The 25884-nt window shown below is 60.3% G+C and carries 19 protein-coding genes, 1 tRNA gene and 1 pseudogene; 18 read left to right on the top strand and 3 right to left on the bottom strand.

What is annotated here, in order from left to right:
* The first annotated feature begins 8 nt into the window (after positions 1 to 8).
* The 9 genes from ACESMW_RS08465 (at position 9) to pgi (ending at position 10560) form a co-directional block, all read left to right on the top strand.
* Entirely contained in the window at positions 9 to 185 is a 177-nt protein-coding gene (locus ACESMW_RS08465; RefSeq protein ID WP_008940627.1) for a hypothetical protein, read from the top strand.
* A complete protein-coding gene (locus ACESMW_RS08460) occupies positions 175 to 3138 on the top strand; it encodes an ATP-binding protein (protein WP_372986602.1) in 2964 nt (987 codons plus the stop codon). The genes ACESMW_RS08465 and ACESMW_RS08460 overlap by 11 nt, the downstream gene beginning before the upstream one ends.
* A gap of 7 nt (positions 3139 to 3145) precedes the next feature.
* Entirely contained in the window at positions 3146 to 4546 is a 1401-nt protein-coding gene (locus ACESMW_RS08455) for a sigma-54-dependent transcriptional regulator (protein WP_372986601.1), read from the top strand.
* A 436-nt stretch (positions 4547 to 4982) separates the two neighbouring features.
* Positions 4983 to 5255, top strand: a complete 273-nt coding sequence (locus ACESMW_RS08450) for a hypothetical protein (protein ID WP_258546136.1) — start codon at positions 4983 to 4985, stop codon at positions 5253 to 5255.
* Complete coding sequence (gene pcnB, locus ACESMW_RS08445) at positions 5228 to 6592, top strand: polynucleotide adenylyltransferase PcnB (RefSeq protein WP_372986600.1); 1365 nt, start codon at positions 5228 to 5230, stop codon at positions 6590 to 6592. Before ACESMW_RS08450 ends, pcnB begins: the two co-directional genes overlap by 28 nt.
* Positions 6589 to 7101: a 2-amino-4-hydroxy-6-hydroxymethyldihydropteridine diphosphokinase gene (folK, locus tag ACESMW_RS08440; protein WP_372986599.1), complete on the top strand. Its 513-nt coding sequence runs from the start codon at positions 6589 to 6591 to the stop codon at positions 7099 to 7101. The genes pcnB and folK (ACESMW_RS08440) overlap by 4 nt, the downstream gene beginning before the upstream one ends.
* 130 nt (positions 7102 to 7231) lie before the next feature.
* Entirely contained in the window at positions 7232 to 8026 is a 795-nt protein-coding gene (gene panB, locus ACESMW_RS08435; protein ID WP_372986598.1) for a 3-methyl-2-oxobutanoate hydroxymethyltransferase, read from the top strand.
* On the top strand, positions 8023 to 8871 hold the full coding sequence (gene panC / locus ACESMW_RS08430) for a pantoate--beta-alanine ligase (protein WP_372986597.1): 849 nt from the start codon (positions 8023 to 8025) through the stop codon (positions 8869 to 8871). The genes panB and panC overlap by 4 nt, the downstream gene beginning before the upstream one ends.
* A gap of 27 nt (positions 8872 to 8898) precedes the next feature.
* Complete coding sequence (gene pgi, locus ACESMW_RS08425) at positions 8899 to 10560, top strand: glucose-6-phosphate isomerase (protein WP_372986596.1); 1662 nt, start codon at positions 8899 to 8901, stop codon at positions 10558 to 10560.
* Here the strand turns inward: pgi and folK (ACESMW_RS08420) are convergent.
* Complete coding sequence (gene folK, locus ACESMW_RS08420; RefSeq protein WP_372986595.1) at positions 10543 to 11067, bottom strand: 2-amino-4-hydroxy-6-hydroxymethyldihydropteridine diphosphokinase; 525 nt, start codon at positions 11065 to 11067, stop codon at positions 10543 to 10545. The two genes, pgi and folK (ACESMW_RS08420), sit on opposite strands and share 18 nt — an antisense overlap.
* Positions 11067 to 11423, bottom strand: coding sequence for a dihydroneopterin aldolase (gene folB / locus ACESMW_RS08415; RefSeq protein ID WP_372986594.1), 357 nt, complete (start codon positions 11421 to 11423; stop codon positions 11067 to 11069). The genes folK (ACESMW_RS08420) and folB overlap by 1 nt, the downstream gene beginning before the upstream one ends.
* 141 nt (positions 11424 to 11564) lie before the next feature.
* Here folB and plsY point away from each other — a divergent pair, with 141 nt between their 5' ends.
* Complete coding sequence (plsY, locus tag ACESMW_RS08410; RefSeq protein ID WP_372986593.1) at positions 11565 to 12158, top strand: glycerol-3-phosphate 1-O-acyltransferase PlsY; 594 nt, start codon at positions 11565 to 11567, stop codon at positions 12156 to 12158.
* Positions 12159 to 12166: 8 nt separating this feature from the next.
* On the opposite strand, the gene tsaD is transcribed toward plsY, so the two are convergent.
* Positions 12167 to 13222: a tRNA (adenosine(37)-N6)-threonylcarbamoyltransferase complex transferase subunit TsaD gene (gene tsaD, locus ACESMW_RS08405; RefSeq protein ID WP_372986616.1), complete on the bottom strand. Its 1056-nt coding sequence runs from the start codon at positions 13220 to 13222 to the stop codon at positions 12167 to 12169.
* Positions 13223 to 13459: 237 nt separating this feature from the next.
* On the opposite strand from tsaD, the gene rpsU reads away from it, so the two are divergent.
* From rpsU to ACESMW_RS08365, 8 genes and pseudogenes are all read left to right on the top strand, one after another.
* Positions 13460 to 13675 carry a 30S ribosomal protein S21 gene (gene rpsU, locus ACESMW_RS08400; RefSeq protein ID WP_007153483.1) on the top strand — a complete coding sequence of 72 codons (216 nt, stop codon included), beginning with the start codon at positions 13460 to 13462 and terminating at the stop codon, positions 13673 to 13675.
* A 163-nt stretch (positions 13676 to 13838) separates the two neighbouring features.
* Positions 13839 to 15569, top strand: a complete 1731-nt coding sequence (dnaG, locus tag ACESMW_RS08395) for a DNA primase (protein ID WP_372986592.1) — start codon at positions 13839 to 13841, stop codon at positions 15567 to 15569.
* Between the two features lie 119 nt (positions 15570 to 15688).
* On the top strand, positions 15689 to 17545 hold the full coding sequence (gene rpoD / locus ACESMW_RS08390) for an RNA polymerase sigma factor RpoD (protein ID WP_372986591.1): 1857 nt from the start codon (positions 15689 to 15691) through the stop codon (positions 17543 to 17545).
* 96 nt (positions 17546 to 17641) lie between these two features.
* Positions 17642 to 17718 (top strand) — tRNA-Ile (locus tag ACESMW_RS08385).
* Positions 17719 to 18376: 658 nt separating this feature from the next.
* Positions 18377 to 18466, top strand: a pseudogene (locus ACESMW_RS08380) (PEP-CTERM sorting domain-containing protein); the annotation flags it as partial.
* A gap of 297 nt (positions 18467 to 18763) precedes the next feature.
* On the top strand, positions 18764 to 20101 hold the full coding sequence (gene aupA / locus ACESMW_RS08375; protein ID WP_372986590.1) for an alkane uptake protein AupA: 1338 nt from the start codon (positions 18764 to 18766) through the stop codon (positions 20099 to 20101).
* 14 nt (positions 20102 to 20115) lie between these two features.
* Positions 20116 to 23430 (top strand): Ig-like domain-containing protein, encoded by a 3315-nt coding sequence (locus ACESMW_RS08370; RefSeq protein ID WP_372986589.1) that lies wholly within the window; start codon positions 20116 to 20118, stop codon positions 23428 to 23430.
* 149 nt (positions 23431 to 23579) lie between these two features.
* A complete protein-coding gene (locus tag ACESMW_RS08365) occupies positions 23580 to 25874 on the top strand; it encodes a molybdopterin-dependent oxidoreductase (protein WP_372986588.1) in 2295 nt (764 codons plus the stop codon).
* Positions 25875 to 25884: the final 10 nt, after the last annotated feature.

The raw sequence follows: 25884 nt of genomic DNA, 5'->3' as shown, positions 1-25884 counted from the left end.
TGAGCCTGATGTACATCTACCGTCTGGTCTTCCTGCTGGTTCTGGCCATATACATTTTCTCTCCCAACATCCTGGATTGGTGGACTGCGCCGGGTAACGTCTGGTACAGCCCCTATGTCATCTGGGCGGGACTGATCGCCATCGGGTTCTGGCTTGAATGGCGACGGGATCCCAATGAGTTTTAGTGCCTCGGGCCTGGTACTGGCCAGCCTGGTTTACCTGCTCCTGCTTTTCGGTGTGGCCTGGATTACCGAACAGGGCATGCTGCCCAAACAGTGGGTACGCCACCCCCTGGTCTACACGCTGAGCCTTGGCGTCTATGCCGGTATCTGGGCGGTTTATGCCGCCATCGGCATGGCCGCTGAAACCGGTTACGGTTTCCTCGCCTATTACCTTGGCATCAGTGGCGCCTTCCTGCTGGCACCGGTGTTGCTCAACCCGATCATGCGCATCGCCAGGGCCTACCAGCTGACGTCCCTGGCCGACCTCTTTGCCTACCGTTACCGCAGTCAATGGGCGGGAACCCTCGTAACCCTTTGCTCCGGCGCTGCCATACTGGCGCTGCTGAGCATGCAGATCCAGGCAGTGGCCGTCTCCGCCAGCATCCTGGCCCCGGACACCTCGCCCAAGGCCATGAGCCTGCTGTTCTGCCTGATCGTGTTGCTGTTCGCCATCCTGTTCGGCGCCCGCCGCAACCAGAACTCGGAAAACCACCAGGGGCTGGTGCTGGCTATTGCCTTCGACTCTCTGGTGAAAGTGGGCGCGCTGTTGACTCTTGGTGGCGTAATCCTGTTCCAGGTTTTTGACGGGATGGAAGGGCTGGAGCTATGGCTCGCCATGAACAAGGCCGCCACCGGAACCATGACACTGGCCATTGACGACGGCAGCTGGCGCGCCCTGATGCTGATGTCTTTCGCCGGCGCCCTGGTACTGCCACACATGTACCACATGACGTTCAGCGAGAATCCATCGCCCAAATCCCTGGCCAAGGCCAGCTGGGGCCTGCCGCTTTACCTCCTGCTCCTGGCCCTGCCGGTTCCCGTGATTCTCTGGGGTGGTCAGGCTCTGGATGTGGGCACCAACCCCAATTTCTATGCGCTTGGCGTCGCCCAGGCCCTGGACAGCCCGCTGCTGTCGCTGCTCATGTATATTGCCGGCCTGTCCGCCGCCAGCGGCCTTATGATTGTCAGCACCCTGGCACTGGCGGGCATGGTCCTCAACCACATGGTGCTGCCGGTCAAGACCCCCCGGGACCAGGCGGACATCTACCGCTGGCTGCAGTGGGTCAAGCGGCTGCTGATCGCGGTGATCATCTTCTTTGCCCTGCTGTTCCATGAAACCGTGGGCCAGGAGCTGGACCTGGCCATCCTGGGCGCCATTTCGCTGTCCGGGATGCTCCAGCTGCTGCCCGGCGCGCTGGGCGTCATCTACTGGCCGGAGGGTAACCGGCGCGGGCTGATTGCCGGCCTGATTACCGGGCTCGTGATCTGGCTGGCGACCCTGGTTCTGCCCTTCTCCCACACCATCAACCCGCTGGCCTGGTTCAACGTGCCGCTGGTTCCGGATTACAGCAACTGGCATATCTTCACGTTCATCAGCATTACCGCGAATGTTACCGTCTTCGGCCTGTTTTCCATCCTCAGCGCCAGCTCGGCGGAGGAAACCAGTGCCGCCCAGGCCTGCTCCATGGGTGCGCTGTCCCGGCCCCAGCGGCGGGAACTGCTGGCCAGCTCTTCCACCGAATTCATTCGCCAGCTCGCGGACCCTCTGGGCTATGGCGTGGCCAGGCGGGAAGTGGAAAGGGCCCTGGCCCAGCTGAAGCTGCCCAATATCGAGTACCGCCCTTACCAGCTGCGACGGCTGCGGGATCAGGTGGAGATCAACCTCTCCGGCCTGCTCGGCCCTTCTGTGGCCCGGGACATGGTGCACCGTCATCTGGGCTTCAAGCCGATGGCCCGCGGCAACACTGGCCAGGATATCCGCTATGTGGAGCGCGCACTGGGCGACTACCAGAACCGGCTGACCGGTCTGGCCGGCGAACTGGACAACCTGCGCCGGCATTACCGCCAGACCCTGCAGAACCTTCCGATTCCTGCATGTTCGGTGGGCGAGGACGGCGAGATCCTGATGTGGAACCACGCCATGGAAGAGCTCACTGGCATCACCGCCGACGATGTGGTGGGTGCCCGGCTGATGGCCCTGCCGGAGCATTGGCACCTGTTGCTGGAGGACTTCAATCGCGGCGAGGAACTGCACCGTTACAAGCACCGCCTCGACCTGCGCGGCAAGCCGCACTGGCTGAACCTGCACAAGGCGGCACTGAGCGGGCCTGACCACACCGAGGGCGGCAGCATCATCCTGGTGGAAGACCAGACCGAAACCCGCCTGCTGGAAGACGAACTGATGCACAGCGAGCGGCTGGCCTCGGTCGGTCGACTGGCCGCCGGGGTCGCCCACGAGATCGGCAACCCGGTCACCGGGATTTCTTCGCTGGCCCAGAACCTGAAACTGGAGACCGACAACCCGGACATACTGGACACCGCCGACCAGATCCAGCAGCAGACCAGGCGTATTTCTGCCATCCTGCAATCGCTGATGAATTTTGCCCGGACCGGCAACCATGCCCACGCCAACCGTTATGAACCGGTCTCCATCCATCGCTGCGTGGAGGAGTCGGTCAACCTGCTGTCGCTCAGCGACAAGGGCATGGGCATCCGCTACCTGAACGAAGTTCCCGAGGATCTGTTGGTGCTGGGGGACGAACAGCGCCTGGTACAGGTGTTCGTCAATCTTCTCGCCAATGCGAGGGATGCCTCGCCCGAGGGTGGTACCATCAGGGTCAGTGGAAACGGCGACAGCTACTCCGCTATCATCGAGGTCATTGATGAAGGCTCAGGTATCCCGGAAGACCAGCTCGACCACATTTTCGAGCCCTTTTACACCACCAAGGCCCCCAACAAGGGCACAGGCCTTGGCTTGTCCCTGGTGTACAGCATCGTCGAGGAACACTACGGCAACATCCAGGTTGAGAGTCCGGCGAGTACCGAGACCGGCACCGGTACACGTGTGCGCCTGAGGCTTCCGGCGTACCGGCCCGAAGTCGACGATACCTCTGCCAGCCAGAACGAAAGGTCCTGAAACAGTTATGCCCCGCATTCTGATTGTAGAAGATGAAGACATCATTCGTTCCGCCGTGCGCAAGCTACTGCAGCACGCCGGCTATGAAGTGGCCGACGCCAGGTCGGTGGAGGAAGCCGAACAGAACCATGAACCGGATCAGTTTGACCTGATCATCTCCGACCTGCGCCTGCCCGGTGCGGCGGGCACCGAACTGATCAACCGTGCGCCCAACACGCCGGTACTGATCATGACCAGCTATGCCAGCCTGCGATCGGCGGTCGACTCCATGAAAATGGGCGCCGTCGAATACATTGCCAAACCTTTTGACCACGATGAAATGCTGGCCGCGGTCGAGAACATCCTGGCGCGCCAGGGGCCTGCCGATGCCGAATCCGGGAACGGCACGGGCTCCGGCGACAAGCCTCAGGAGAGCGATCCGGCCAACATCATGTTTGGCCAGTGCGAGGCCATGCAGAAAGTGTTCACCCTGATCCGCAAGGTGGCACCGACGGAAACCACGGTGCTGATCCAGGGGGAATCGGGAACCGGTAAGGAGCTGGCCGCCCGTGCCCTGCACCTGCTGAGCCCCCGGGCATCGAAACCACTGATCTCGGTGAACTGCGCCGCCATTCCCGAGAGCCTGATCGAATCGGAACTGTTCGGCCACGAGAAAGGCGCCTTCACCGGTGCGGTGTCTGCCCGTACCGGTCTGATCGAAGCCGCCGACGGCGGCAGCCTGTTCCTGGACGAGATCGGCGAGCTGCCGGCCGAGGCCCAGGCGCGACTGCTCCGGGTGCTGCAGGAGAGCGAGATCCGCAAGGTCGGTTCCACCCAAAGCCGCAAGGTCAATGTGCGAATGATCGCGGCCACCCATCGGAACCTGAAGGCGATGACCCGTACCGGCGAGTTCCGGGAAGACCTTTACTACCGGCTGAACGTGATGCAGATCCGGATCCCGCCCCTGCGCGAGCGCCAGAGCGATATTCTTGGCCTGGCACGAAAGTTCCTCAGGCGCCAGGGCGAGAAAATGGGCAAGCCGAACCTCAATCTCAGCCCTGAAGCCATGCGAGTCCTGGAGCGGCACCGCTGGCCGGGCAACGTCCGGGAACTGGAGAACGCCATAGAGCGGGCCACCATCCTGTGTGACGGGGATGTGATTACACCGTCCCTGCTCGACCTGGACAGTGAAGGCGGCGACGAGCACATCCCCGAGACCCTGGTGGAGGGCAACAACGAACAGACCCCTACCCGGGATGCGGACTCCGCCAACGACCTGTCCCTGGAGGATTACTTCCAGCATTTCGTCCTGGAGAACCAGGACCGGATGAGCGAGACGGAGCTGGCCCAGAAGCTGGGCATCAGCCGGAAGTCACTGTGGGAACGACGCCAACGGCTGGGGATACCGCGCAAGAAAACCAGCAACTGATCAGGGGGCCGTTGGCCCCTTTTTCATGTCGGCCGGGGCCAAAGGATGAATTCGAGCTCAGTTGTTACCCCCTGTTCCCCACGGTAACACTCCCCTCGGAACAACTGTGATCTCAGTAACACTTATCGGGAGTACGGGGTAACACTTATTCCCTCCAAAACCGTAAGGTACTGTTAATAAAGCTTTTTCAAAAACTGGCACGCACTCTGCAATCTATTAAGCGCACAACAACAAAAACAAGAAGTGGCAAACGCAGCGTCAAAACAAATACAAAAAGCTGCAGGAAGACGTTCGGTAACAAAAACAAAAACAGAACGCGAGCGAACTGAGTGTTTTGGGTACTTTGCTTTTTAGTGGTCCCACGGCACGTGTGAGTTGTAGATGTAGAGAAGAATCGCCTTCCAGACGACACTGCATCTGCTGACAGACTCGCCCGATGTCCCTGACCGCTCTGTGTATTCAAAGCTTTCCGTTTGCACTGCTGAGATCCTCCGTACTTGGAGGCACACAGTGGGGTACAAAAACGAAGAAAAATCCCGGCAACAATAAAAACAATGCAGATCGTCAACGCTTTCAGGGCGGATTCGTGAAAACGGATCCGCCTTTTGATTATCTGGCGTGTGCAAATCCTGCCCAAACCGTTAAACTCTCGGTTTTTGCTCACCGCAAATACGGATTTCAATGCCTAAACGACTTGTCGACAGAATAAAATCCTTCATCCCCGGCGGACGGAAAAAGCCTCGCACCTATCAGCGACGGGAGATCCCCCGGGACCAGCACAATGTTTCGCGTTCCGTGATCAGCGAGCCGGCCAAGAAAGTCCTGCATCGCCTGAACAAATCCGGCTACGAGGCCTACCTGGTGGGCGGCGGCGTTCGCGACATCCTGCTCGGCGGCAAACCGAAAGATTTCGACATTGCCACCAACGCCACCCCGGAAGAAGTGCACGACCTGTTCCGCAACTCGCGCCTGATCGGCCGCCGTTTCCGCATTGTCCACGTGGTGTTCGGCCGGGAGATCATCGAAGTCACCACCTTCCGCGGCAATGCCAACGACGCCGATGACGACAGCACCGACGATGATCGCAGGACCAGCGAGCACGGCCTGCTGCTGCGGGACAACGTGTACGGTAGCCAGGAAGAAGACGCGCTGCGGCGGGATTTCACGGTTAACGCCCTGTATTACTGCATCCGCGACTTCACCGTGATCGACTTTGCCAATGGCATCGAGGACCTGCGCAACCGACAGATCCGCCTGATCGGCGATCCGGAAACCCGTTACCGGGAAGACCCCGTACGCATGCTCCGGGCCATCCGCTTTGCCGCCAAGCTGGACTTCGAGATCGAGCCGGAAACCGAGGCGCCGATCCGCGAACTGGCCCCGCTGCTCGGCCATATTCCCCCAGCCCGCCTGTTTGACGAGGTATTGAAACTGTTTTCCGCTGGCCATGGCGAGAAAACCTACGACCTGCTCAATGAGTACAACCTGCTGGCACCACTGTTCCCGGAAACAGTGAAAGCCATCGAGGCCGGCGAGCCGGACGACCTGATCCGCCAGGCCCTGCGCAACACCGATGCGCGGATCGCCCAGGGCAAGTCTGTCACCCCCTATTTCATGTTTGCCGCCATGCTATGGCCCGCCCTTCAGGCCGAGTGGCACCGCCGCCAGGATAACGGCGACCCCGTACAACCGGCCCTCCACGGCGCCATCGGCAAGGTCATTGGCCGCCAGGTGCAGGCCACTTCCATACCCAAGCGCTTCTCCGGACCCATGAAGGAGATCTGGGAACTGCAGATGCGCCTGCCACGCCGCCAGGGCAAACGGGCCTTCGGCACCATGGCCCACCCGCGGTTCCGGGCAGCCTATGACTTCCTGCTGGTGCGGGAAGCAGCTGGCGAGATCGAACCGGGACTGGGGCAATGGTGGACCGAGTTCCAGCAGGCGGATGAGCGGGGGCAGGAACGCATGCTGTCCCAGCTGGGCAGCGACGCTCCGAAAAAACGCCGTCGCCGTCGCAAGCCGGTGAAGCGCCAAGCCGCGCAATGACCACGGATGTGTTTATCGGACTGGGCAGCAATCTCGAGAATCCCGCTACCCAGCTGGCCCGGGCGGTTGCCGAACTTGCGGCACTGCCACAAACCACACTGGTCGCACAGTCCCCCTTTTATGCCAGCCGACCGGTAGGCCCCCAGGATCAGCCGGACTTCATCAATGGCGCCGTGTGGCTCAGAACGGATCTGACACCACATGCCCTCCTGGATCACCTGCAAACCATCGAGCAAGCTCACGGCCGGGAGCGCCTGCGCCACTGGGGACCGCGAACCCTGGATCTGGATATCCTGGTATTCGGACAGGAAACCCTGGACGACGATCGCCTCGTCGTGCCCCACCGGGAACTGGCCAATCGGGACTTTGCGCTCCAGCCGCTGCTGGATCTCAAACCGGATCTGACCCTGCCGGATGGCCGCACAGTGGCTGAGCTCAGGCAGAACTGTCCGGACAACGGCCTGCGCAAGCTACCGCCGATCCCGCGCGAGCCCTTCGCTCCGGAGTGAAACGCGGGCACCCCGCCCCCGGTTACCCCGTGATACTATTGCCTCAGGCATACCCCCGGATTACCCTTAGCACCTGAATGCCGGAACCACGGCGCAGTCCACGCCCATCCACCCAAAAGGCTAGGATTCTATGGCTGTTACCATCAATACCCTGCGGGAATACAAGCAGAACGGCGAGGCCTTCTCTGCCCTGACCTCCTACGACGCAACCTTTGCCCAGATCGTCAGCGAAGCCGGCGTTGATGTCATCCTGATCGGCGACTCCCTGGGCATGGTACTCCAGGGCAATGACAGCACCCTGCCGGTCACCATGGATCAGATGGTGTACCACACCAGCTGCGTGGCCAAAGGCAACCGCGGCTCGCTGATCATGGCGGACATGCCGTTCATGTCTTACGGCACCGTGGAGGCGGCCCTAGAGAATGCCGCGGAGCTGATGCGGGCCGGCGCTCACATGGTGAAGCTGGAAGGCACGGACTGGATGAAAGACACGATCAGTGCGCTGAGTGAACGGGGGGTTCCGGTCTGCGCCCACCTGGGCCTGACTCCACAGTTCGTCAACAAGTTCGGTGGTTACAAGGTGCAGGGCCGGGATGAGAAAGCGGCGGAGATGATGATCGAGCACGCCTGCGAACTCGAGGAAGCCGGGGCCGACATCATTCTGCTTGAATGCGTGCCCGCGCCGCTGGCGGCCCGTATCACCCAGGCCGTCAAGGCACCGGTGATCGGCATTGGCGCCGGTTCTGACACCGACGGCCAGGTACTGGTGGTGCACGATATGCTGGGACTGACGCCCGGCCGCAAGCCACGGTTTGTGAAGAACTTCCTGGCCGAGACTGACTCCGTTCAGGAGGCGCTTGCTACCTACGTCCAGCAGGTCCGTGACCGCACTTTCCCGTCCGAGGAGCATACGTTCAAAGCATGAGAACGATCCATTCCCTCAAAGAACTTCGCACCATCCTGCGCGGCTACCGCCGGCAGGATAAGACCATCGGGCTGGTCCCCACCATGGGCAACCTGCACGAGGGCCATATATCCCTGGTGCGTAAAGCGGCCGAGTCCGCGGACGTGGTGGTGACCACCATTTTCGTCAACCCGATGCAGTTCGGGGCCAACGAGGACCTCGACAAGTATCCCCGCACCCTCGCCGACGACCAGGAAAAGCTTGAAGCCGCCGGCAACACCCTGGTGTTTGCACCGCCGGTGGAAGAGATCTACCCAGAGGGCCTGGCCCAGCAGACCAAGGTAATCGTGCCGGAAGTCAGTGACGGCCATTGCGGCGCAAGCCGTCCCGGGCACTTCGAGGGCGTTGCCACCGTGGTCACCATGCTGTTCAACATGGTGCAACCGGATCTGGCGATTTTTGGCGAGAAGGATTTCCAGCAACTCGCCGTAATCCGCAAGATGACCCGGGACCTTTTCATGCCCGTGGAAATCATCGGTGCCCCCACCGTCCGCGAGGACGACGGACTGGCCAAAAGCTCCCGCAACGGCTATCTCTCAGAAGAGGAACGCAAGATCGCACCGGTCGTGTTCCAGACACTGGAAGCCACCGCCGAAGAACTCGCCAATGGTCGTACTGACTTCCACACGCTGGAAAGCGAAGCTGAACAGTCGCTGAGCGCTGCTGGCTTGCGGCCGGACTATTTCAACATCGTGAACAGCCTCACGCTCAAGCCGGCCTCACCGGACGACCATGAGCTGACTATCCTGGTGGCCGCCTTCCTGGGCACCACCCGGTTGATCGACAACCTGTCGGTGACCCGCTGACTCTTACACAAGGAAAAGGATGCCCTGATGCCCGAACACCCGGCAGTACTGACCTCGAAACCCGAATGGCAGGCACTGAACCAGCGGCGGGACAAGCTGCGAAGCATGACCATGCGGGAACTCTTCGCGCAGGATCCAGATCGGGCCAGCCGGTATTTCATCGAAGGCGCCGGCCTGGCCCTGGACTTCTCCAAGAATCTGCTCACGGACGAGACTCTGACAGAACTGATGGCCCTGGCCCGCAGCTGCGGACTGGAAGAACGGCGCAATGAGCTTCTCGGTGGCGGCCAGGTGAACGTCACGGAAAACCGGCCGGCACTGCATACTGCCCTTCGCCACTCGGGAAACGAATCCATCCTGGTCGATGGCGTGGATGTGGTTGCCGAGGTGCAACGGACCCTGGACCGAATGGAAGCCTTTGTCGACGGCGTTCTTGACGCGTCCAGGACCGGTTTCAGTGGCAGGGTCTTCACGGATGTGGTCAGCATCGGGATCGGCGGCTCCTACCTTGGCCCCAAGCTGGTCGGCGAATCATTGCAACCCTTCTGGCAAGGCAGCATTCGGTGCCACTACGTGGCCAACATCGACGGTACCGATATCTGCGAAACGCTCCGCCAGGTAAACCCGGAAACTACCCTGTTCCTGATCCAGTCCAAGTCTTTCCGCACCCAGGAAACCCTGGAGAACAGCAAGGTGGCGCGGCAGTGGTTCCTGGATAACGGTGGTAATGAAGCTTCCATCGCCCGGCATTTCATGGCGGTGACCGCCAACGTTCCGGCAGCCGAGGACTTCGGCATTGATGCCGACAATGTGTTCCCCATGTGGGACTGGGTCGGTGGCCGCTATTCCCTCTGGTCAGCCATTGGCCTGCCCGTGGCTCTCACCATCGGCATGGACAACTTCCGGGCCCTGCTGGCCGGCGCCCATGCCATGGACCGCCATTTCCGGGAAGCACCCCTGGAGCGCAACCTCCCCGTGGTCATGGGCATGCTCAGTGTCTGGTACAACAACTTCTGGGATGCCGAGACCCACGCCATCCTGCCCTACGACCATTATCTGCGCAGCCTGCCGGACCACCTGCAGCAGCTGGACATGGAGAGTAACGGCAAGAGCGTGACCGAGGCGGGGCAGCCCGTGGATTACCAGACCGGCCCGGTGCTCTGGGGCGGTGTCGGCTCCAACGGCCAGCACGCCTATCACCAGCTGATCCACCAGGGCACCCGGCTGATTCCCGCGGACTTCATCATTCCCCTGAAGACCCACAATCCGGTGGCGACCCACCATGCGGACCTGTTCGCCAATTGCCTCAGCCAGTCCCGGGCGATGATGTCGGGCAAGACCCTGGCCGAGGCCCGGGCGGAACTGGAGGCCGAAGGCCTGGATAAGAAAGCCGTTGAAGCCCTCGCGCCGCACAAGGTGATTCCCGGTAACAAGCCGAGCAATACACTGATCATGGAGAAGGTCGCGCCGGAAACGGTGGGGGCCCTGATTGCCCTCTATGAGCACCGGACCTTTGTTCAGGGCGTGATCTGGGACGTGGATTCGTTTGACCAGTGGGGCGTGGAGCTGGGCAAGCAGCTGGGCAAGGGCATTCTGCCCAAACTGCTGAGCCAGGACGCCATCAGCACCGCCGGTGACAGCTCCACCGACCAGTTGATCCGTAAATTCCGCTCAGCCAACGGCCTCTGAGATTTTCCGTCCCTGCCACATGAAGTCCACCGGCCAGAGCTTCTGGCCGGTGTCATAGGCATGCCAGAGCTCCCGGTAACTCTGGCCGCAAACCGGGTGCAGCGCATCCGGCGCAATATCCGCCAGCGGACGCAAAACGAAAGCGTTCTTCAGAATCTCGCCACGGGGCAGTTCAACGCCATCAATGGTGCCGGTGCAGTCACCGTAGGTGAGGATATCCAGGTCCAGGGTCCGGGCACTGAATTTCGGCACATCGCGTCGGCGGCCGTTCTCAGTCTCCAGCTGCTTGAAGCGCCGGGACAGCTCACCGACGCTGAGATCTGTATCCACCCCGACCACCAGGTTCAGGAAGGGTGAGCCGTCAAAACCGACGGACTCGCTTTCATACACGGGGGAAATCTGCATGTCACCGAACCAGTCCGCCAGTGCATCCAGTGCCGCGGTCACGTAACGCTCCCGGTCAATATTGGTGCCGATGCTGATGTAGACCCGGGTTGTTGCTGTCATCACTTGCTTCCCCGTTCGATTCGCACACCCACGGACCGGGCCGCGGGTACCGCGCCGGGCTTGCGCAGGGTCAACGTCAGCTGCCCCACCCCGAACTCCTTCATAAGAAGATCCGCCAGCACTTCAGCCGCCCGTTCGAGCAACTGGGGTTTCAGTTCCTGCAGGCAGCGGGCAACCCGCTCACTGACCGCGGCATAATCCAGAGCATCGGCAACATCGTCGGACTGCCCCGGCGCACGGTTATCCCACGCCATATCGAGATCGATCAGGATCTGCTGGGTCACGTCCCGTTCCCAGTCATAAACGCCAATGACGGTTTCCACCGCCAGACCTTCGATCAGGACACTGTCTGCCAAGGGGATCTCCCGGAGTCTTCCACTCTTTGCTGATTGAAATGCACACAACCACCGGATACTGTGATCAGGCTGGCCGGTGCCAAACGGGCCGGCATTTTCGCACAGATTGCACCGATTCGTCTCCGCCTCCGGAATGACACCATGGATCTGACCAGCCCTGCCGTCGCCACCGTTGCACTTTGCACCCTTGCCTACCTGTTCGGCTCGGTACTGTTTGCGCTGCCGGTGTGCCGGATCTGGAAACTGCCCGACCCGAGGGCCCTTGGATCAGGTAATCCCGGTGCCACCAACGTCTATCGTAACGGCGGCTGGGCGCCGGCCCTGGTCACCCTCGCCCTCGATGCCTTCAAGGGCTGGTTGCCGGTGTGGATCGCCCACGTTGCCGGGCTCTCGGTGATGGTGCAGGCGATGGTTGCCCTGTGCGCCGTCACCGGCCACATGATTCCACTGTTCTACCGGTTCAAGGGCGGTAAAGGGGTCGCCACCGCCCTGGGCGCGGGCCTGGCGCTGGCGCCGGTCACAACCCTGATCATGGCAGCCATCTGGGCCGGCGTGATGTGGCGCTGGCGTATCTCTGCCCTGGCCTCCCTGGTGGCCATTGCCTTCGGACCACTGATCAGCGCCCTGATCGAACCGGAAACCCTGCCCCTGTTCGGACTACTTACCATCCTGATCGTGGTGCGGCACCGCAACAACCTGATCCGGCTCGCCCAGGGGCGCGAAGCCGGTTTCTGACCGCTTGCTCAGTCCACCAACCCGTTGGCGCGCGCTTCGTTAATCGGCGGCAAGGTATTCATGGGCCACCTGGGCACGGCCACGATACGCTCACCATCCTGTTGACCCGCCAGCATTCGCTGGGCCCCGGCGTAGGCAATCATGGCGCCGTTATCGGTACAGAACTCCGGGCGGGCGTAGAACACGTGGGCCTGGAATTTCCGGGCCATTTTCTCGAGACCGGCCCGCAGGCGCTTATTGGCACTGACACCACCGGCGATCACCAGGCGCCCGCAACCGGTTTGCTCCAGTGCCCGGCGGCATTTGATGGTCAGGGTATCCACCACTGCAGCCTCAAAGGCCAGGGCGATGTCGGCTTTGACCTGCTCCGAAAATTCCCCGGCATCAATGGCTGCATTCACGGTATTGAGGGTATAGGTCTTGAGCCCGCTGAAACTGAAATCCAGGCCCGGCCGATCCGTCATCGGGCGGGGGAAGCGATAACGGTCAGGCACTCCCTTCTCGGCCAGGGCAGCGACGCGGGGGCCACCCGGGTAATCCAGACCCAGCATCTTGGCGGTCTTGTCAAAGGCCTCGCCGGCGGCATCATCCACCGATTCACCGAGCATCTCGTACTCACCGATACCATCGACCCGGACCAGCTGGGTGTGGCCACCGGAGACCAGCAACGCCACAAACGGGAACGCCGGCGGGTTATCCTCCAACATCGGGGCGAGCAGGTGCCCCTCCATGTGATGGACACCCAGTACCGGCACGCCCAGCGCAAAGCCCAGGGCATGGGCCACCGAGCCACCCACCATCAGTGCACCCACCAGTCCGGGACCGGCGGTATAGGCAATGCCATCGATATCCTTGCGGGTGCACCCGGCTTCCGCAATCACCTGATCACACAGAGGCAGCAACTTGCGCACATGGTCGCGGGACGCCAGTTCCGGCACGACACCGCCGTAGTCCGCATGCATGTCGATCTGGCTGAACAGGGCATGGGCCAGCAGCCCCTTGTCGGTGTCGAACAGGGCCACGCCGGTTTCGTCACAGGAGGTTTCAATACCGAGAATGAGCATAAAATCAGGCCACATCAGGTTGCCGTGAATGAGAACGGAGCGCATTTTAGCAGAAACCCGAAACCGGAAGGCAGTTTCATCGAACAAACATTGACCTTGCCATCGTCCAGGGGCTATCATTGCCGCCCTAAATTATGCACTGGTCGAGTTTTAGCCAATCTGACCAGGTATCGAGCCGCACAGGCATCGCCGTGCGGAGCAAATGGAAACCGAATCTATCAGGTAGGTGATTTTCGAATGCCAGCTGTTAAAGTGAAAGAGAATGAACCGTTTGACGTAGCACTGCGTCGCTTCAAGCGTTCCTGCGAAAAGGCCGGTGTACTGTCTGAAGTACGTCGTCGTGAGCACTACGAGAAGCCGACCGCTGTTCGCAAGCGCAAAGCAGCCGCTGCCGTTAAGCGTCATCTCAAGAAGCTTCAGCGGGAACAGCGCAAGTTCGAGCGTCTGTACTAAGCTACAACCAGACGCCGCTTGACTGCAAAGCACTGATTGCCTGTCAGCAACAGGCTGCACAGAGCGATTCAAAATGCCGCCGAGGCCTGGCTTCGGCGGCATTTTTGGCTATGGCCAACACCTGAAGTACCGGCACTGACGAGCCGGCAGACCTGGAGTCTCCATGAGTGGACTGATCCCTCAACGCTTCGTTGAAGACCTGCTGGACCGCATTGACCTTGCGGAACTGATCGGGTCCCGGATCACCCTCAAGAAAGCCGGCGCAAACTACAAAGCCTGCTGTCCCTTCCACGATGAGAAAACGCCATCCTTCAACGTGCGACCGGACAAGGGCTTCTATCACTGCTTCGGCTGTGGCGCCCATGGCGATGCCATCAGTTTTGTGCGGGAATTCGAAGGCCTGGGCTTTACCGAGGCGGTGGAAGAACTCGCCAAGCGGGCCGGACTGGAAGTGCCCTACGACCGGGCTGCGCGCCAGGAAATGCAGCAGGCCCGGACCCTGACCGACGCGCTCGACTTCGCCAACCAGTTCTACCGTAATGCCCTGAGCAGCCCGGCCGGCAATTATGCCCTGGACTACCTGAAGCAGCGCGGGTTGGATGACGCGATCATCGAACGGTACCAACTGGGCTACGCCCCCGGTACCGGGACAGCACTTTACGACGCGGCGGCACAGGACCTGAAAGGCCCCTTGATCGAGACCGGGACGGTATCGGACCGCTACGGGCGCCCGAGGGATCTGTTCCGAAACCGGGTGATGTTCCCGATCCGCAATACCCGGGGCCGGACCGTGGCTTTTGGCGGGCGGACCCTGGGGGATGACAAGGCCAAGTACATCAACTCTCCGGAGTCGGATGTATTTCACAAGAGCCGGGAGATCTACGGGCTGTTCGAGGCCCGCCAAGCGATCCGCCAGCTGGACAAGCTTCTGGTGGTGGAAGGCTACATGGACGTCATCGCCCTGGCCCAGTACGGCATCGATTACGCCGTTGCCACACTTGGCACCGCCACCAACCAGGACAGCCTGCAGGCACTGCTGAAACAGGTGCGGCATGTGGTTTTCTGCTTTGACGGCGATAACGCGGGCTTCCGGGCTGCCGACCGGGCCATGGAGAATGCCCTGGAACTGATGGCGGACGGACTGCATCTGCAGTTCCTGATGCTGCCGGAGGGCGAGGATCCGGACACGCTGATCCGCAAAGAGGGCACCGAAGCGTTCCAGAAACGGATCGAGGGTGCCACGCCCCTGTCCCGCTATCTGTTTGACCGGCAGGGCGAGGGTCTGGACCTGCAGTTACCGGAACACCGGGGGGAGCTGCGCGCACGGGTGGAACCGCTGCTGAACAGAATGCCCCGCAGCACGCTCCGGGATGCCATGTGGCATGAAATGCTGCGCCTGTGCGGCGGCCGCAACCAGTGGCAGAAACGCCAGCCGCAGCAGCGGGGCAAATGGCGCAACGGTGAATTCCGGGACCGGCCGGCCGAAGAGCGCGTGGACGTCAAACTCAACAAGGACAGTACGCTCTGCCTGGCGCTGGTGGAAGCCCCGGAACTGGCCACCGAGGTCAGCGAACTGGCCCGGCAATCGCGGCAGTTTCCCCAGGCGATGAGTCTGGCTTCCTGGATCCTGGACAAGGGGATCCGGGACCGCCGCAAACTGATCGGCGCACTGGCCCTGGACCAACAGGCCCGGGACCGGTTCTACCATCTGTTTGATGGCATCGAGCATATTCCCTCACGGGAGAGCACGCTGGCCTCGGCCCGCGAGCTGATCAGCCCGAGTGAGGAGACCTCGCGCCAGCAACGGCTGGCAACGCTGCTGAGGAATTTTGCGAACCTCTCTGCCGAGGAACGTAACGAGCTTCGGGAGCTGAGTGGCGGTACTCAGGAATAACCGCACTTGAAACTTAACCGATTGGCCACAATCTAAACAGTCGGTGGCAGAGCAACCACGTGACAGCTATAATGGCTGTTTAACTTTTTTCCTTTTAAAAGCGAGTTCACAGGGTGTCTATGTCAGGCAATTCGCAAAAATCACGTTTGAAAGACCTCATTGCACGAGGCAAGGAACAAGGTTACCTGACTTACGCCGAGGTAAACGACCACCTCCCGGAAGACATCGCCGACCCAGATCAGGTCGAAGACATCATCCGCATGATTAACGACATGGGTATCCAGGTGTGCGAGGAAACTCCCGACGCCGATACCCTGTTGATGACCGAAGGTGATTCCACCGCCGACGAAGCTGCCGCCGCCGAAGCTGCCGCAGCGCTTGCGGCCGTGGAAACCGACGCCGGCCGCACCACCGATCCTGTCCGCATGTACATGCGTGAAATGGGCACCGTGGAACTGCTGACCCGCGAAGGCGAGATCGTTATTGCCAAGCGCATCGAAGAGGGTATCCGGGATGTGATGGCCGCCGTGGCCCACTTCCCCGGCACCGCCGGGACAGTGATTCAGGCCTACGACCGCATTATCGAGAATGAAGGCCGCATCAGCGACATCGTTACCGGCTTCCTGGACCCGGATGACGCCGAGCCGTTCATGGGCGAAGAGCCCGCGGCACCGGAGGAAACCAGCACAGAAGACGCCGACTCCGACGATTCCGATGACGACGACAGCTCCAGCGACGATGACAACGACAACGGCCCGGATCCGGAAGAGACCCGCCTGCGTTTCGAGCTACTGAGAGAGAAGCTGGACGCCGCCAACAAGGCGCTGGAGAAGTATGGCCGTTCCGACAAGAAAACCCAGGACGCCCTGAATGAGCTCGGGCAGGTTTTCGCGCCGTTCAAGCTGGCCAACAAGGCCTTCGAGGAACTGGTCAACGTTGTTCGCTCCACGAACGATCTGGTACGTGAGAACGAGCGCGCCATCATGCAGATCTGTGTGCGCGACTGCAAAATGCCGCGCAAGGACTTCATCAAGTCCTTCCCCGGCAACGAGGTAAACCTGGACTGGGCGGACAAGATCGCCAAGAGCAAGAAGCCTTACGCTGCCGCCATCGGCGAGCGCCTGGACGAAATTGTTCGGCTGCAGAAGCGCATCCATAACGTCCAGACCGAAGTGGACCTGGACGTAGCCGACATCAAGGAAATCAACCGCCGCGTTTCCATCGGTGAAGCCAAGGCTCGCCGTGCCAAGAAGGAAATGGTCGAGGCCAACCTGCGTCTGGTTATCTCTATCGCCAAGAAGTACACCAACCGCGGCCTGCAGTTCCTGGACCTGATCCAGGAAGGCAACATCGGTCTGATGAAAGCGGTGGACAAGTTCGAATACCGTCGTGGCTACAAGTTCTCCACCTACGCCACCTGGTGGATCCGGCAGGCCATCACCCGCTCCATCGCGGACCAGGCCCGCACCATCCGGATTCCGGTGCACATGATCGAGACCATCAACAAGCTCAACCGCATCTCACGGCAGATGCTGCAGGAGATGGGCCGTGAGCCGACTCCGGAAGAGCTGGGCGAGCGCATGGACATGCCGGAGGACAAGATCCGCAAGGTCCTGAAGATCGCCAAGGAACCGATCTCCATGGAAACCCCGATCGGCGACGACGAAGACAGCCATCTGGGCGACTTCATCGAGGACATCCAGGCCCTCTCCCCGGTGGATTCCGCCACCGCCGAAGGCCTGCGGGAAGCCACCCGCTCCGTGCTGGCCGGCCTCACCGCCCGGGAGTCCAAGGTACTGCGCATGCGCTTCGGCATCGAGATGAACACCGACCACACGCTGGAAGAAGTCGGCAAGCAGTTCGACGTCACCCGCGAGCGGATCCGTCAGATCGAAGCCAAGGCCCTGCGCAAACTGCGCCACCCGTCACGCTCCGATCACCTGCGCGGCTTTATTGACGACCAGGGCAACGGATAAGCTCCACAACAGTAGCGGGCGCCACACCTCACCGGTATAATGGCGCCCGCTCTGTTTCCCCATCCGGAAACATCTCTCCAGAAAGCAATTCTGTTCGGGCCTATAGCTCAGTTGGTTAGAGCAGGGGACTCATAATCCCTTGGTCGCTGGTTCGAGTCCAGCTGGGCCCACCACTCCTTTCAGTCCATTCCTCACTATCCCCTACCGCCTCATCTGTCAGTATTTTTTACGAAAAATGCTCGAAAGGCTTCCTGCCCCAAAGAAAAATCTCAACTTTTCATACAACTATGAACATGGCACTACGCTTGCTTCTGAAATAGCAGACATCTCGAAAACGTAAAGCGCTCGAGGGAAAGGGTGGTACAACACCACCAATAAGGAGAAGGAGATTCGAACATGAGGATGAAAAAACTGTTCATAGGCACAGCGGCCGCGGTTGCGTTTGGCATGAGCGGAACCGCATTCGGGTACTACATCGGCGACGGTGCCACAGATGTCGGTGACCTTGACATTTACGTCGATGGAACCGGGGTTCTCAGTGGCGAGCAGGCTGAAACTGATTGGGTATCCGGAGCTCTCGGATTTGACGTCACTTTGACCAATAAAACCGAAGATACCAGCTTCACTGTCGTTGACGGTGAGACCTCCATCATTGCGTTTGAACTGGCTAGCGGGCCCGGCTGGTATTTGGTCAAGGATGCTCAAACATCAATACTGTTCCAGAATGTGGCCAGCCTTTTCTGGGGGGTTTTCGATCTGGAGGATTATTTCGGAACCCACAAGCTTGAAGAGCTGGAACTGAGCCACGTCACCGAGTTTAACGGTGGCACAGTAACCGTTCCGGAACCCGGTACCCTTGCACTTTTGGGCCTGGGCCTGGTTGGCTTGGGACTCGCACGCAGAAAAAAAGCGTCTGAGTAATATAAGAGTCGAATTTCTTTACACCCTCCAAGGCTCCTCCATGAGGAGCCTTTTTCGTTCCCGCCCAGAAACATCAGACTACAAAAACAAACACTCCAAATCCTGATAAAGCCATGTATTCAGGTTATTTTTAAACCTGACGCTTAACATACGTGGTTCTACAGACATTGATCTGTGTCAAAAAAGCCAAAGTCCCGAAAAGACAAGCCACATACACTGCAATCCTGAACCAACGTGGCGCCACCTTCAGGAAGCACCGGCGCACGGACAAAAACAACGAGATAACGGAGTGTATCAATGGTAACCACCCCCCGGTTTTCAGTACGGGCCATGTCCCTTGCAGTTGCTGCGGTCTCCGCAGGTGTTTCACTGTCCGCCACTGCCAGCATGGGCAACCTCGGCACCACCTACGGTGTGATGCCGGTTGACGTTGCCACCGCCCAGTCCCTGTCCATGTTCAATGACCAGGTGTCCGCCACCTATTACAACCCGGCGTACCTCACCAAGGACACTCGCGGCGAACTGACCGCAGGTATTCTGCACGCAGAACAGGAGCTGCGTTCCGCCAACCCCAACGCGGACGGCGATGTGCTCTCCAACTCCCCGAGCCAGCACGTGCTGATCGGCATGAAGACGAACCTGGGTTCCCTGACCCGTTTTGATCATCCGATTTATCTCGGTTTCATTGCCGGCGTGGAAAAATACGGAAAGGAAATGCTGGCGTTCAGCTCTGAAACCACCGAAACCGGCCAATTCCTCCAATATGGCAAGGAGCCGTTGTTCCTGAACATCGGGGGCGCCACACCAATCTGGCGCGGCATCTCCGCCGGGGCATCGGTTCGGGTGACTCTGGATGCGACTGCCAACCTGGATGCCGTTTCCACTCTGGGTGGCGAAACCAGCCGGGAAAGGCTCTCGGTCAACGCCGAGCCGGCCATGAAGACCATCCTGGGTACGAATATCGACCTGGGCAGCACCTTCTGCCCCGAAAGCGACTGTTTCCTGGATGGCTGGGAATCCGCGCTTATCTACCGGACAAAGTCCTCTGCATCGACCACCATTGATTCCAACATCATCGTCACCCAGACCATTCCGGAGCCGGGTCTGAGCCTTGCGGTGTCCACCATCGATTCCTTCCAGCCGGAAACCGTCGGTATCGGCACCCAGTACCAGGGCGAGAACTGGCGAATTGGTGGCAGCATCGAGCAGCAGAACTGGTCCGAGCTGGAGGAGGAATTCGCCGCCGACAGCATCAAGGACCAGGGTTCGGTGGCAGCGGCCAGCCGGATCGAGTTTGACGACATCCTGATTCCGCGTATCGGCGGTGAGTATCAGTTCCACAAGAACTTCGCCCTGCGCGGCGGGGTGGCCTATGAGGAGTCCCCCCTCAAGTCCACCCGCAACCCCGAGATCAACTACCTCGACACCGACAAGATCGTGATCGGCCTCGGCATCAGCGCCACCTACGATCGTACCCGCCTGCTGGCCTACCCGGTCCGACTGGACCTGGGCTACCAGTACCAGCAGCTGCAGGAGCGTGATTTCACCCTGGTGGACTATGACGGCAACGAGACCGACGTGACCGCCGATGGCGATGTCCACGTGGTCAGCGGTTCCATCACCCTGAAGTTCTGAGGAGAGGTTCAGTCATGAAGTACAACAAGACACTGGCACTCGTCCCCGCCATTTTCCTGGCCGCCTGTGGGGGTGAGGAGCAGGCGATGAAACCAACCACCACTCCTGGGTCCATGGTGTACTCCTACCCCATGGATGGCCAGAAGTCGGTTAGCCCGAAAACCGATCTGGTACTGCGTTTCTCTCATGCAGTCACCGATGAAACTGACGACCTCGCCAGCAAGATCAAACTGACCTCCGGGGAGACGGAGATCCCCGTTTCCGTGGAAAAAATCGACGGAGGGAAAAGCCTGAAACTGGTCATCGACGGTGAGTTGCCGGCGGGAGCGCCCTACTCTGTCAGTTTCAGTGAGCCCCTCGGTGCCGAAGGCGGTCGTTCCATATCAACGCCCAATGCCGTCGGCGAACCCGGCATCCAGTTCGACACCCGTGGGTCCTTCTCCGGTATCGCGGATCTAGCCAACACATCCGGTCAGTTCGACGTAGCCTGGCAAGTGCCAGCCAGTAACAGCCCGTTCCAGGCCATGAACTTCTCCACCTTCCGCCTGGCACTGACACAGCCGGTCCATCCAGACTGGCGGGCCCTTGGGGGTACCATCGAACTACTCGATCCGGAAGGCCAGGCTGTACCGGCAACGGTTCTGGTAAAAGGCAACCGGATCACGGTTGACCCCTGCGTCACCGATGATCCCCTCGAATGCGGCGGCAAGCAGGACATCCTGGAAAGCGGTCAGACTTATACCTTGAAGCTTGAGAACCTGGCCAGTTTGACCAACGGGCCCGAGGGAGAGCGTTTCAGCAATGAATTCACGTTCACGCCCCGGGATACCGGACCAACCGTGGTGCTGCAGCAGAGCGCCATTGACTCCGGTCTGGCAGCCGGCCTGGATGAAGACAACGCGATCAAGTCGGTCATGAACGGCCAGCCCATCAATGGCGTCACTCTGAACTCGGTACTCCAGGGGAAAGCAGGCCCGTCCCAGCAAACCGGTGACCTGTTTGCGGAGCTCGCCTATGCACCCTCCTTTGAAGCCGATGAGGCCATACCTCTCCGAATCGCCAAGGGCAGTGTGCTCAAAAGCACCAGCCTGGATGTGCTGATCGGAGGGGAAGTGCCGGTAACTGTAGCAACAAGGGACGGAGAACCAACTGGCCCCTTGCAGACCACGGGTGATATCAAGGTCACCATGATCTCCGATGCCAGTGGCTACATGAGTCCCAACCCCTACACCGATGACCTGAACGCCCCCCGTCATATCACCCTGTTCATGGATGTATCCATGAACACGGAAGAAGCGCAGCCGAACGCGTCACTATCCCAGGACCTGATGGGTGTCGAACTGCGTGGTATCGCCTTGGTTGAAAATGGGGTGCTGACAATCGACGCCATCGGCATGGTCGAGCCCAACTTGCTCGGACAGGAATACACCGACTCCACCATCGCCTTCCACCTCGAGGCAGCAACCGACGTGGACTCGGCTCTCGATGCCGAAACCTTGCGTGAGATGGACACTACTCCACCTCAACTGGTGAGCTGGATGCCGGGACCGGACGATGCCATTCCCGAAACCCGTCAGTCGATGCAGCGTCCGGGGGATCCGGTCGTTCTCAACTTCGACGAACCCATTGACCCCGATACTGTCGTTTCCGGCCTGACTCTCGATGATGGTAGCGGTACGGCACTCACCATCGCGGACGGCACCCTTGAAGCCTTCGTCGATGGCACTGCCGTGGTCGTCAATCCGGTCGGTGGACTGGAGCATGGGGTGGACTACTCACTCAATATCAGCAATGCGCTGACCGACCTTGCCGGCAACCCTGCCATGGATCAGTCGCTGACGTTCTCACTGCCCGAACTTGCCCAAGGTTCTGAGGTCACGGTTCGATCGCCGTTTGCACTTACGACGTACCCTGGTTTTCCCTGCGTAACTGAGAATCTTGACCTTGCAGAGGGCAGCCATGGAACGTGTGTGGACAATGCTCCTGTGGAGCTGTCCGAGACGCTGGAAAGAGACCAGCTTCCGGTCACTGCGCTACCGGAAGATCGTCCAATTGTTATCAAGTTCTCCCAATCGATGGATCTGTCAACAATCAACAGTCAAACCTTCGTGGTTGAAAAGATTGCTGATCCGGCATCGCCGACCGAAGTTGGTACCGAAACCGCAGTCCCCGGCCGGCTTGAACTGAACAACCAACGGGTCCGCTTTTATCCGGACATGCCCTGGAGCGAAGGGGAAACCTACCGATATACCCTGCGCTCGGCTGCCAACGGTGACTGCACAAGCGGGAACTACATCTGCTCAGACGAGGGATTTCCACTGGATACAGACCTGCTCATGGGCCAAGACGCCGACCGGGATGGCAACATAGAATACGGCGGCCCGGACATGGAGATCTATTTTACCGGCGCCACTTCTGTGTCGAGCGTCTTTACACCCCTCCGGAACCTGCCTGTCCGGGACACCAATTCCAACTATGAAGTGGACTGTGGCACTCTTGGGGGAACCAACTGTCCCGAGCCATTCGCACATGAGCCCGACGACCAGGATGGTTTCAAACCATCAGCAAACGCTTCCAAGCTGTTGGTTACCGATAAGACCGCCACGGTTCTTGGGGCTCCTGCGGGTGCTGCCGTGGGATGTGAAGCAACCGATTCCTGTCCGAAAAACAAGTTCATCTACCAGACTTATGGCCTCGACACGGAGGTCATCGGTCCGGCCAAAAATGACGCAGGTGAGACAATCGGGGTAAGGGTCCTGCTCTACCCGACATTATTGATGACCACCAATGCCAGCGTTTTCCTTGATGGCCTTGGCGAGCAGCGGACTGGCCCCCAGATTCTCCGGATGACTTATGGTGAGCCTACCGAGGACAATCCACTTGGCCTGGTGGAAGGTGTGATCGTTGAGGGGCCAGACGGTCGTCCAACTTTCATGACCACCGCGGACCTTACCCTGGATGCGCCGGACCTGACGGTGCCCCTGGAAGGAACTCTTCGCCATAACCTCTACAGCTACCCATTCCCCCTGGAGCTTGAGGGCCCCATTACCTTCTTCGATGACGGCCGGATGCAGATCGAGCAACGCAACACCAATATCCCGGAATTGGACGTTCTGGTTACCACAGACAACGCGATTCTTGGAGGAGCGGTCGATTTTGCGAGCTGCCTTGGAGGACTACTGACCGGTGACACGACCGCCTGCGAGGATCTCTTGAGTGGTGAAACGGAGTCCTCCGGAGCGGTCAGAATCCCGTTGTTCATCCCAGAGCAAGGCGTCTACCTCAACTTCATCTCCAATCCCATAAAGGAGATCCCGGCCCAGCAATAAAACGAAATGTCTCCGCTTCAGGCCAGTCTCCGGACTGGCCTTTTTTTCTTCCCCTTGTCCCCTCCTGACTTTTCCCCTCCCCCGCCAAACCTGCTAATCTGGTTGCACAACGAAACCTGCTGCCAGAACAATAATCCCCGGGAGATTCCATGGACAACGGCACCCATTACCGCACCTGCCACCTCTGCGAAGCCATGTGCGGCGTGGCCATCGAGGTGAAGGACGGCCGCATTGCCTCCATCAAGGGCGATGAGAACGATCCCCTGAGCAAGGGCCATATCTGCCCGAAGGCCGTTGCCTTGCAGGATCTCCATGAGGACCCGGAACGGCTGCGTCAGCCCATGCGCAAGACCGCAAGCGGCTGGCAGAAGATCGGCTGGGACGAAGCCTTTGATCTGGTCGCCCGGCGCCTGCACCAGACCCGTAAGGCACACGGCCGCAACAGCATCGGGGTCTACCTGGGCAATCCCAATGTCCATAATCATGGCTCGCTGGTGGCGACCATGCCGTTCCTCCGTGCCATAGGCAGCCAGAACCGGTTTTCCGCCACCTCCAATGACCAGCTGCCACACATGCTCGCCAGCCTGGAAATGTTCGGGCACCAGATACTGTTCCCCATTCCGGATATCGATAATACCGACCTGTTCATCTGTATCGGCGCCAATCCCATGGCCTCGAATGGCAGCCTGATGGCGGTGCCGGATGTCCGGGGCCGGCTTAAGGCCCTGAAGCAGCGGGGCGGCAAACTGGTGGTGATCGACCCCCGGCGCACGGAAACCGCCAAACTGGCTGATGAGTTTCACTTCATCCGCCCGGGCAACGATGCCCTGCTGCTGATGGCCATGGTGAATACCCTGTTCGAGGAGAACCTGGTGGATCCGGGTCCGGCGGAACGTCTCGTCAAGGATCTCGAGTTGCTGCAGCTGGCTGCCGTCCCCTACACGCCGGAAGCGGTGAGCGGCCACACGGGCATCGAAGCCGAGACCATCCGTGACCTGGCCCGCCAACTCGCTTCCACCCGCAAAGCGGCCCTGTATTCGAGGATGGGCACCAGCACCCAGGCCTTCGGCGGCCTCGCGACATGGCTGGCCTACTGCCTGAACATCCTGACCGGAAAGCTCGACTCGGTGGGCGGAGTACTGTTCACCCAGCCGGCCATTGATCTGGTGGCACTGGGGGCCATGAGCGGCCAGAACGGGCATTTCGACAAGCGCCGAAGCCGGGTCCGGGATCTTCCCGAGTTTGCCGGCGAGTATCCTGCCAGCACCATGGCGGATGAGATCCTTACCCCGGGTGATGGCCAGATCCGGGCCTTTGTGACGGTCGCCGGTAACCCGGTACTGTCCAGCCCCAACGGCCGAAGGCTCGAGCAGGGATTAGAGAAACTCGATTTCATGGTCTCGGTGGACTATTACCTGAACGAAACCACCCGCCATGCCGATGTCATCCTGCCGCCCACCGCCGCGCTGGAGCGCAGTCATTACGACCTGATCTTCAGCATGTTTGCGGTGCGCAATTACGCCAAATACAGCGACGCCCTGTTTGAGCCCCGGGAAGATGCGAAGCACGACTGGCAGATCCTCCTGGAACTGGCGCATCGGCTGGAGCAGCAGCGCAAGGGTGGCCGGCTGCCACTGCGATCCGAGCTGGGCTGGCGCGCCTTCAAACAGATCGGTCCGGATCCGATCCTGGATCTGTTGCTGCGTTCCGGCCCTTACGGCGCCGATACCGGTCCGGCCAGGAAATTCCTCCAGCCCGCGGTTGATCTGGTGCTGGATATTCTGCCCGAGCGTCACCCGCTTCGGGGTCTGGCACGGCTAAGCCCGGTTAACCGGCAGTGGAACGCCCTGCCCAAGGGCCTGTCCCTGTCGGCACTCAGGGACAACCCCCACGGCGTGGATCTGGGTCCGCTCCAGCCATCCCTGCCGGACCGGCTGTTCACCCGGGATGGACTCATCCACCTTGCGCCCCGCCGCTATCTCCAGGATCTCGGCCGCCTTCACAAGCACCTGGTGTCCGAGCCGGATGATCAGCTTTGCCTGATCGGCCGCCGGCACGTGCGCAGCAACAACTCCTGGATGCACAACAGTCGCCGGCTGGTCAAAGGCAAGGAACGGTGCACACTGATGCTGCACCCGGACGATGCCGTTCGCCTTGGCCTTCAGGCCGGGGAATCGGCCGAGGTCCAGGGCGCCGGTCAGGCCATTGTGCTGCCGGTGGAGATTACCCAGGACATCATGCCGGGGGTGGCGTCCATACCCCATGGTTGGGGCCATGACCGTCAGGGCACAGGCCTCTCGGTGGCAAGCGCCCATGCCGGTGCATCGATCAATGACGTGCTGGAAGACAACCAGGTAGACCAGCTGTCCGGAACTTCCGTATTGAATGGTCAGTCAGTAACTGTCAGAGTCTGGCGTTCCGGAAAGCAACGTCATTCCGCCTGATCGAGAAAGG

The sequence above is a fragment of the Marinobacter sp. genome, assembly GCF_041690455.1.
Classification (GTDB): domain Bacteria; phylum Pseudomonadota; class Gammaproteobacteria; order Pseudomonadales; family Oleiphilaceae; genus Marinobacter.
Note: the sequence above shows the minus strand (reverse complement) of the source record. Positions and strands in the feature narration are given on the sequence as shown.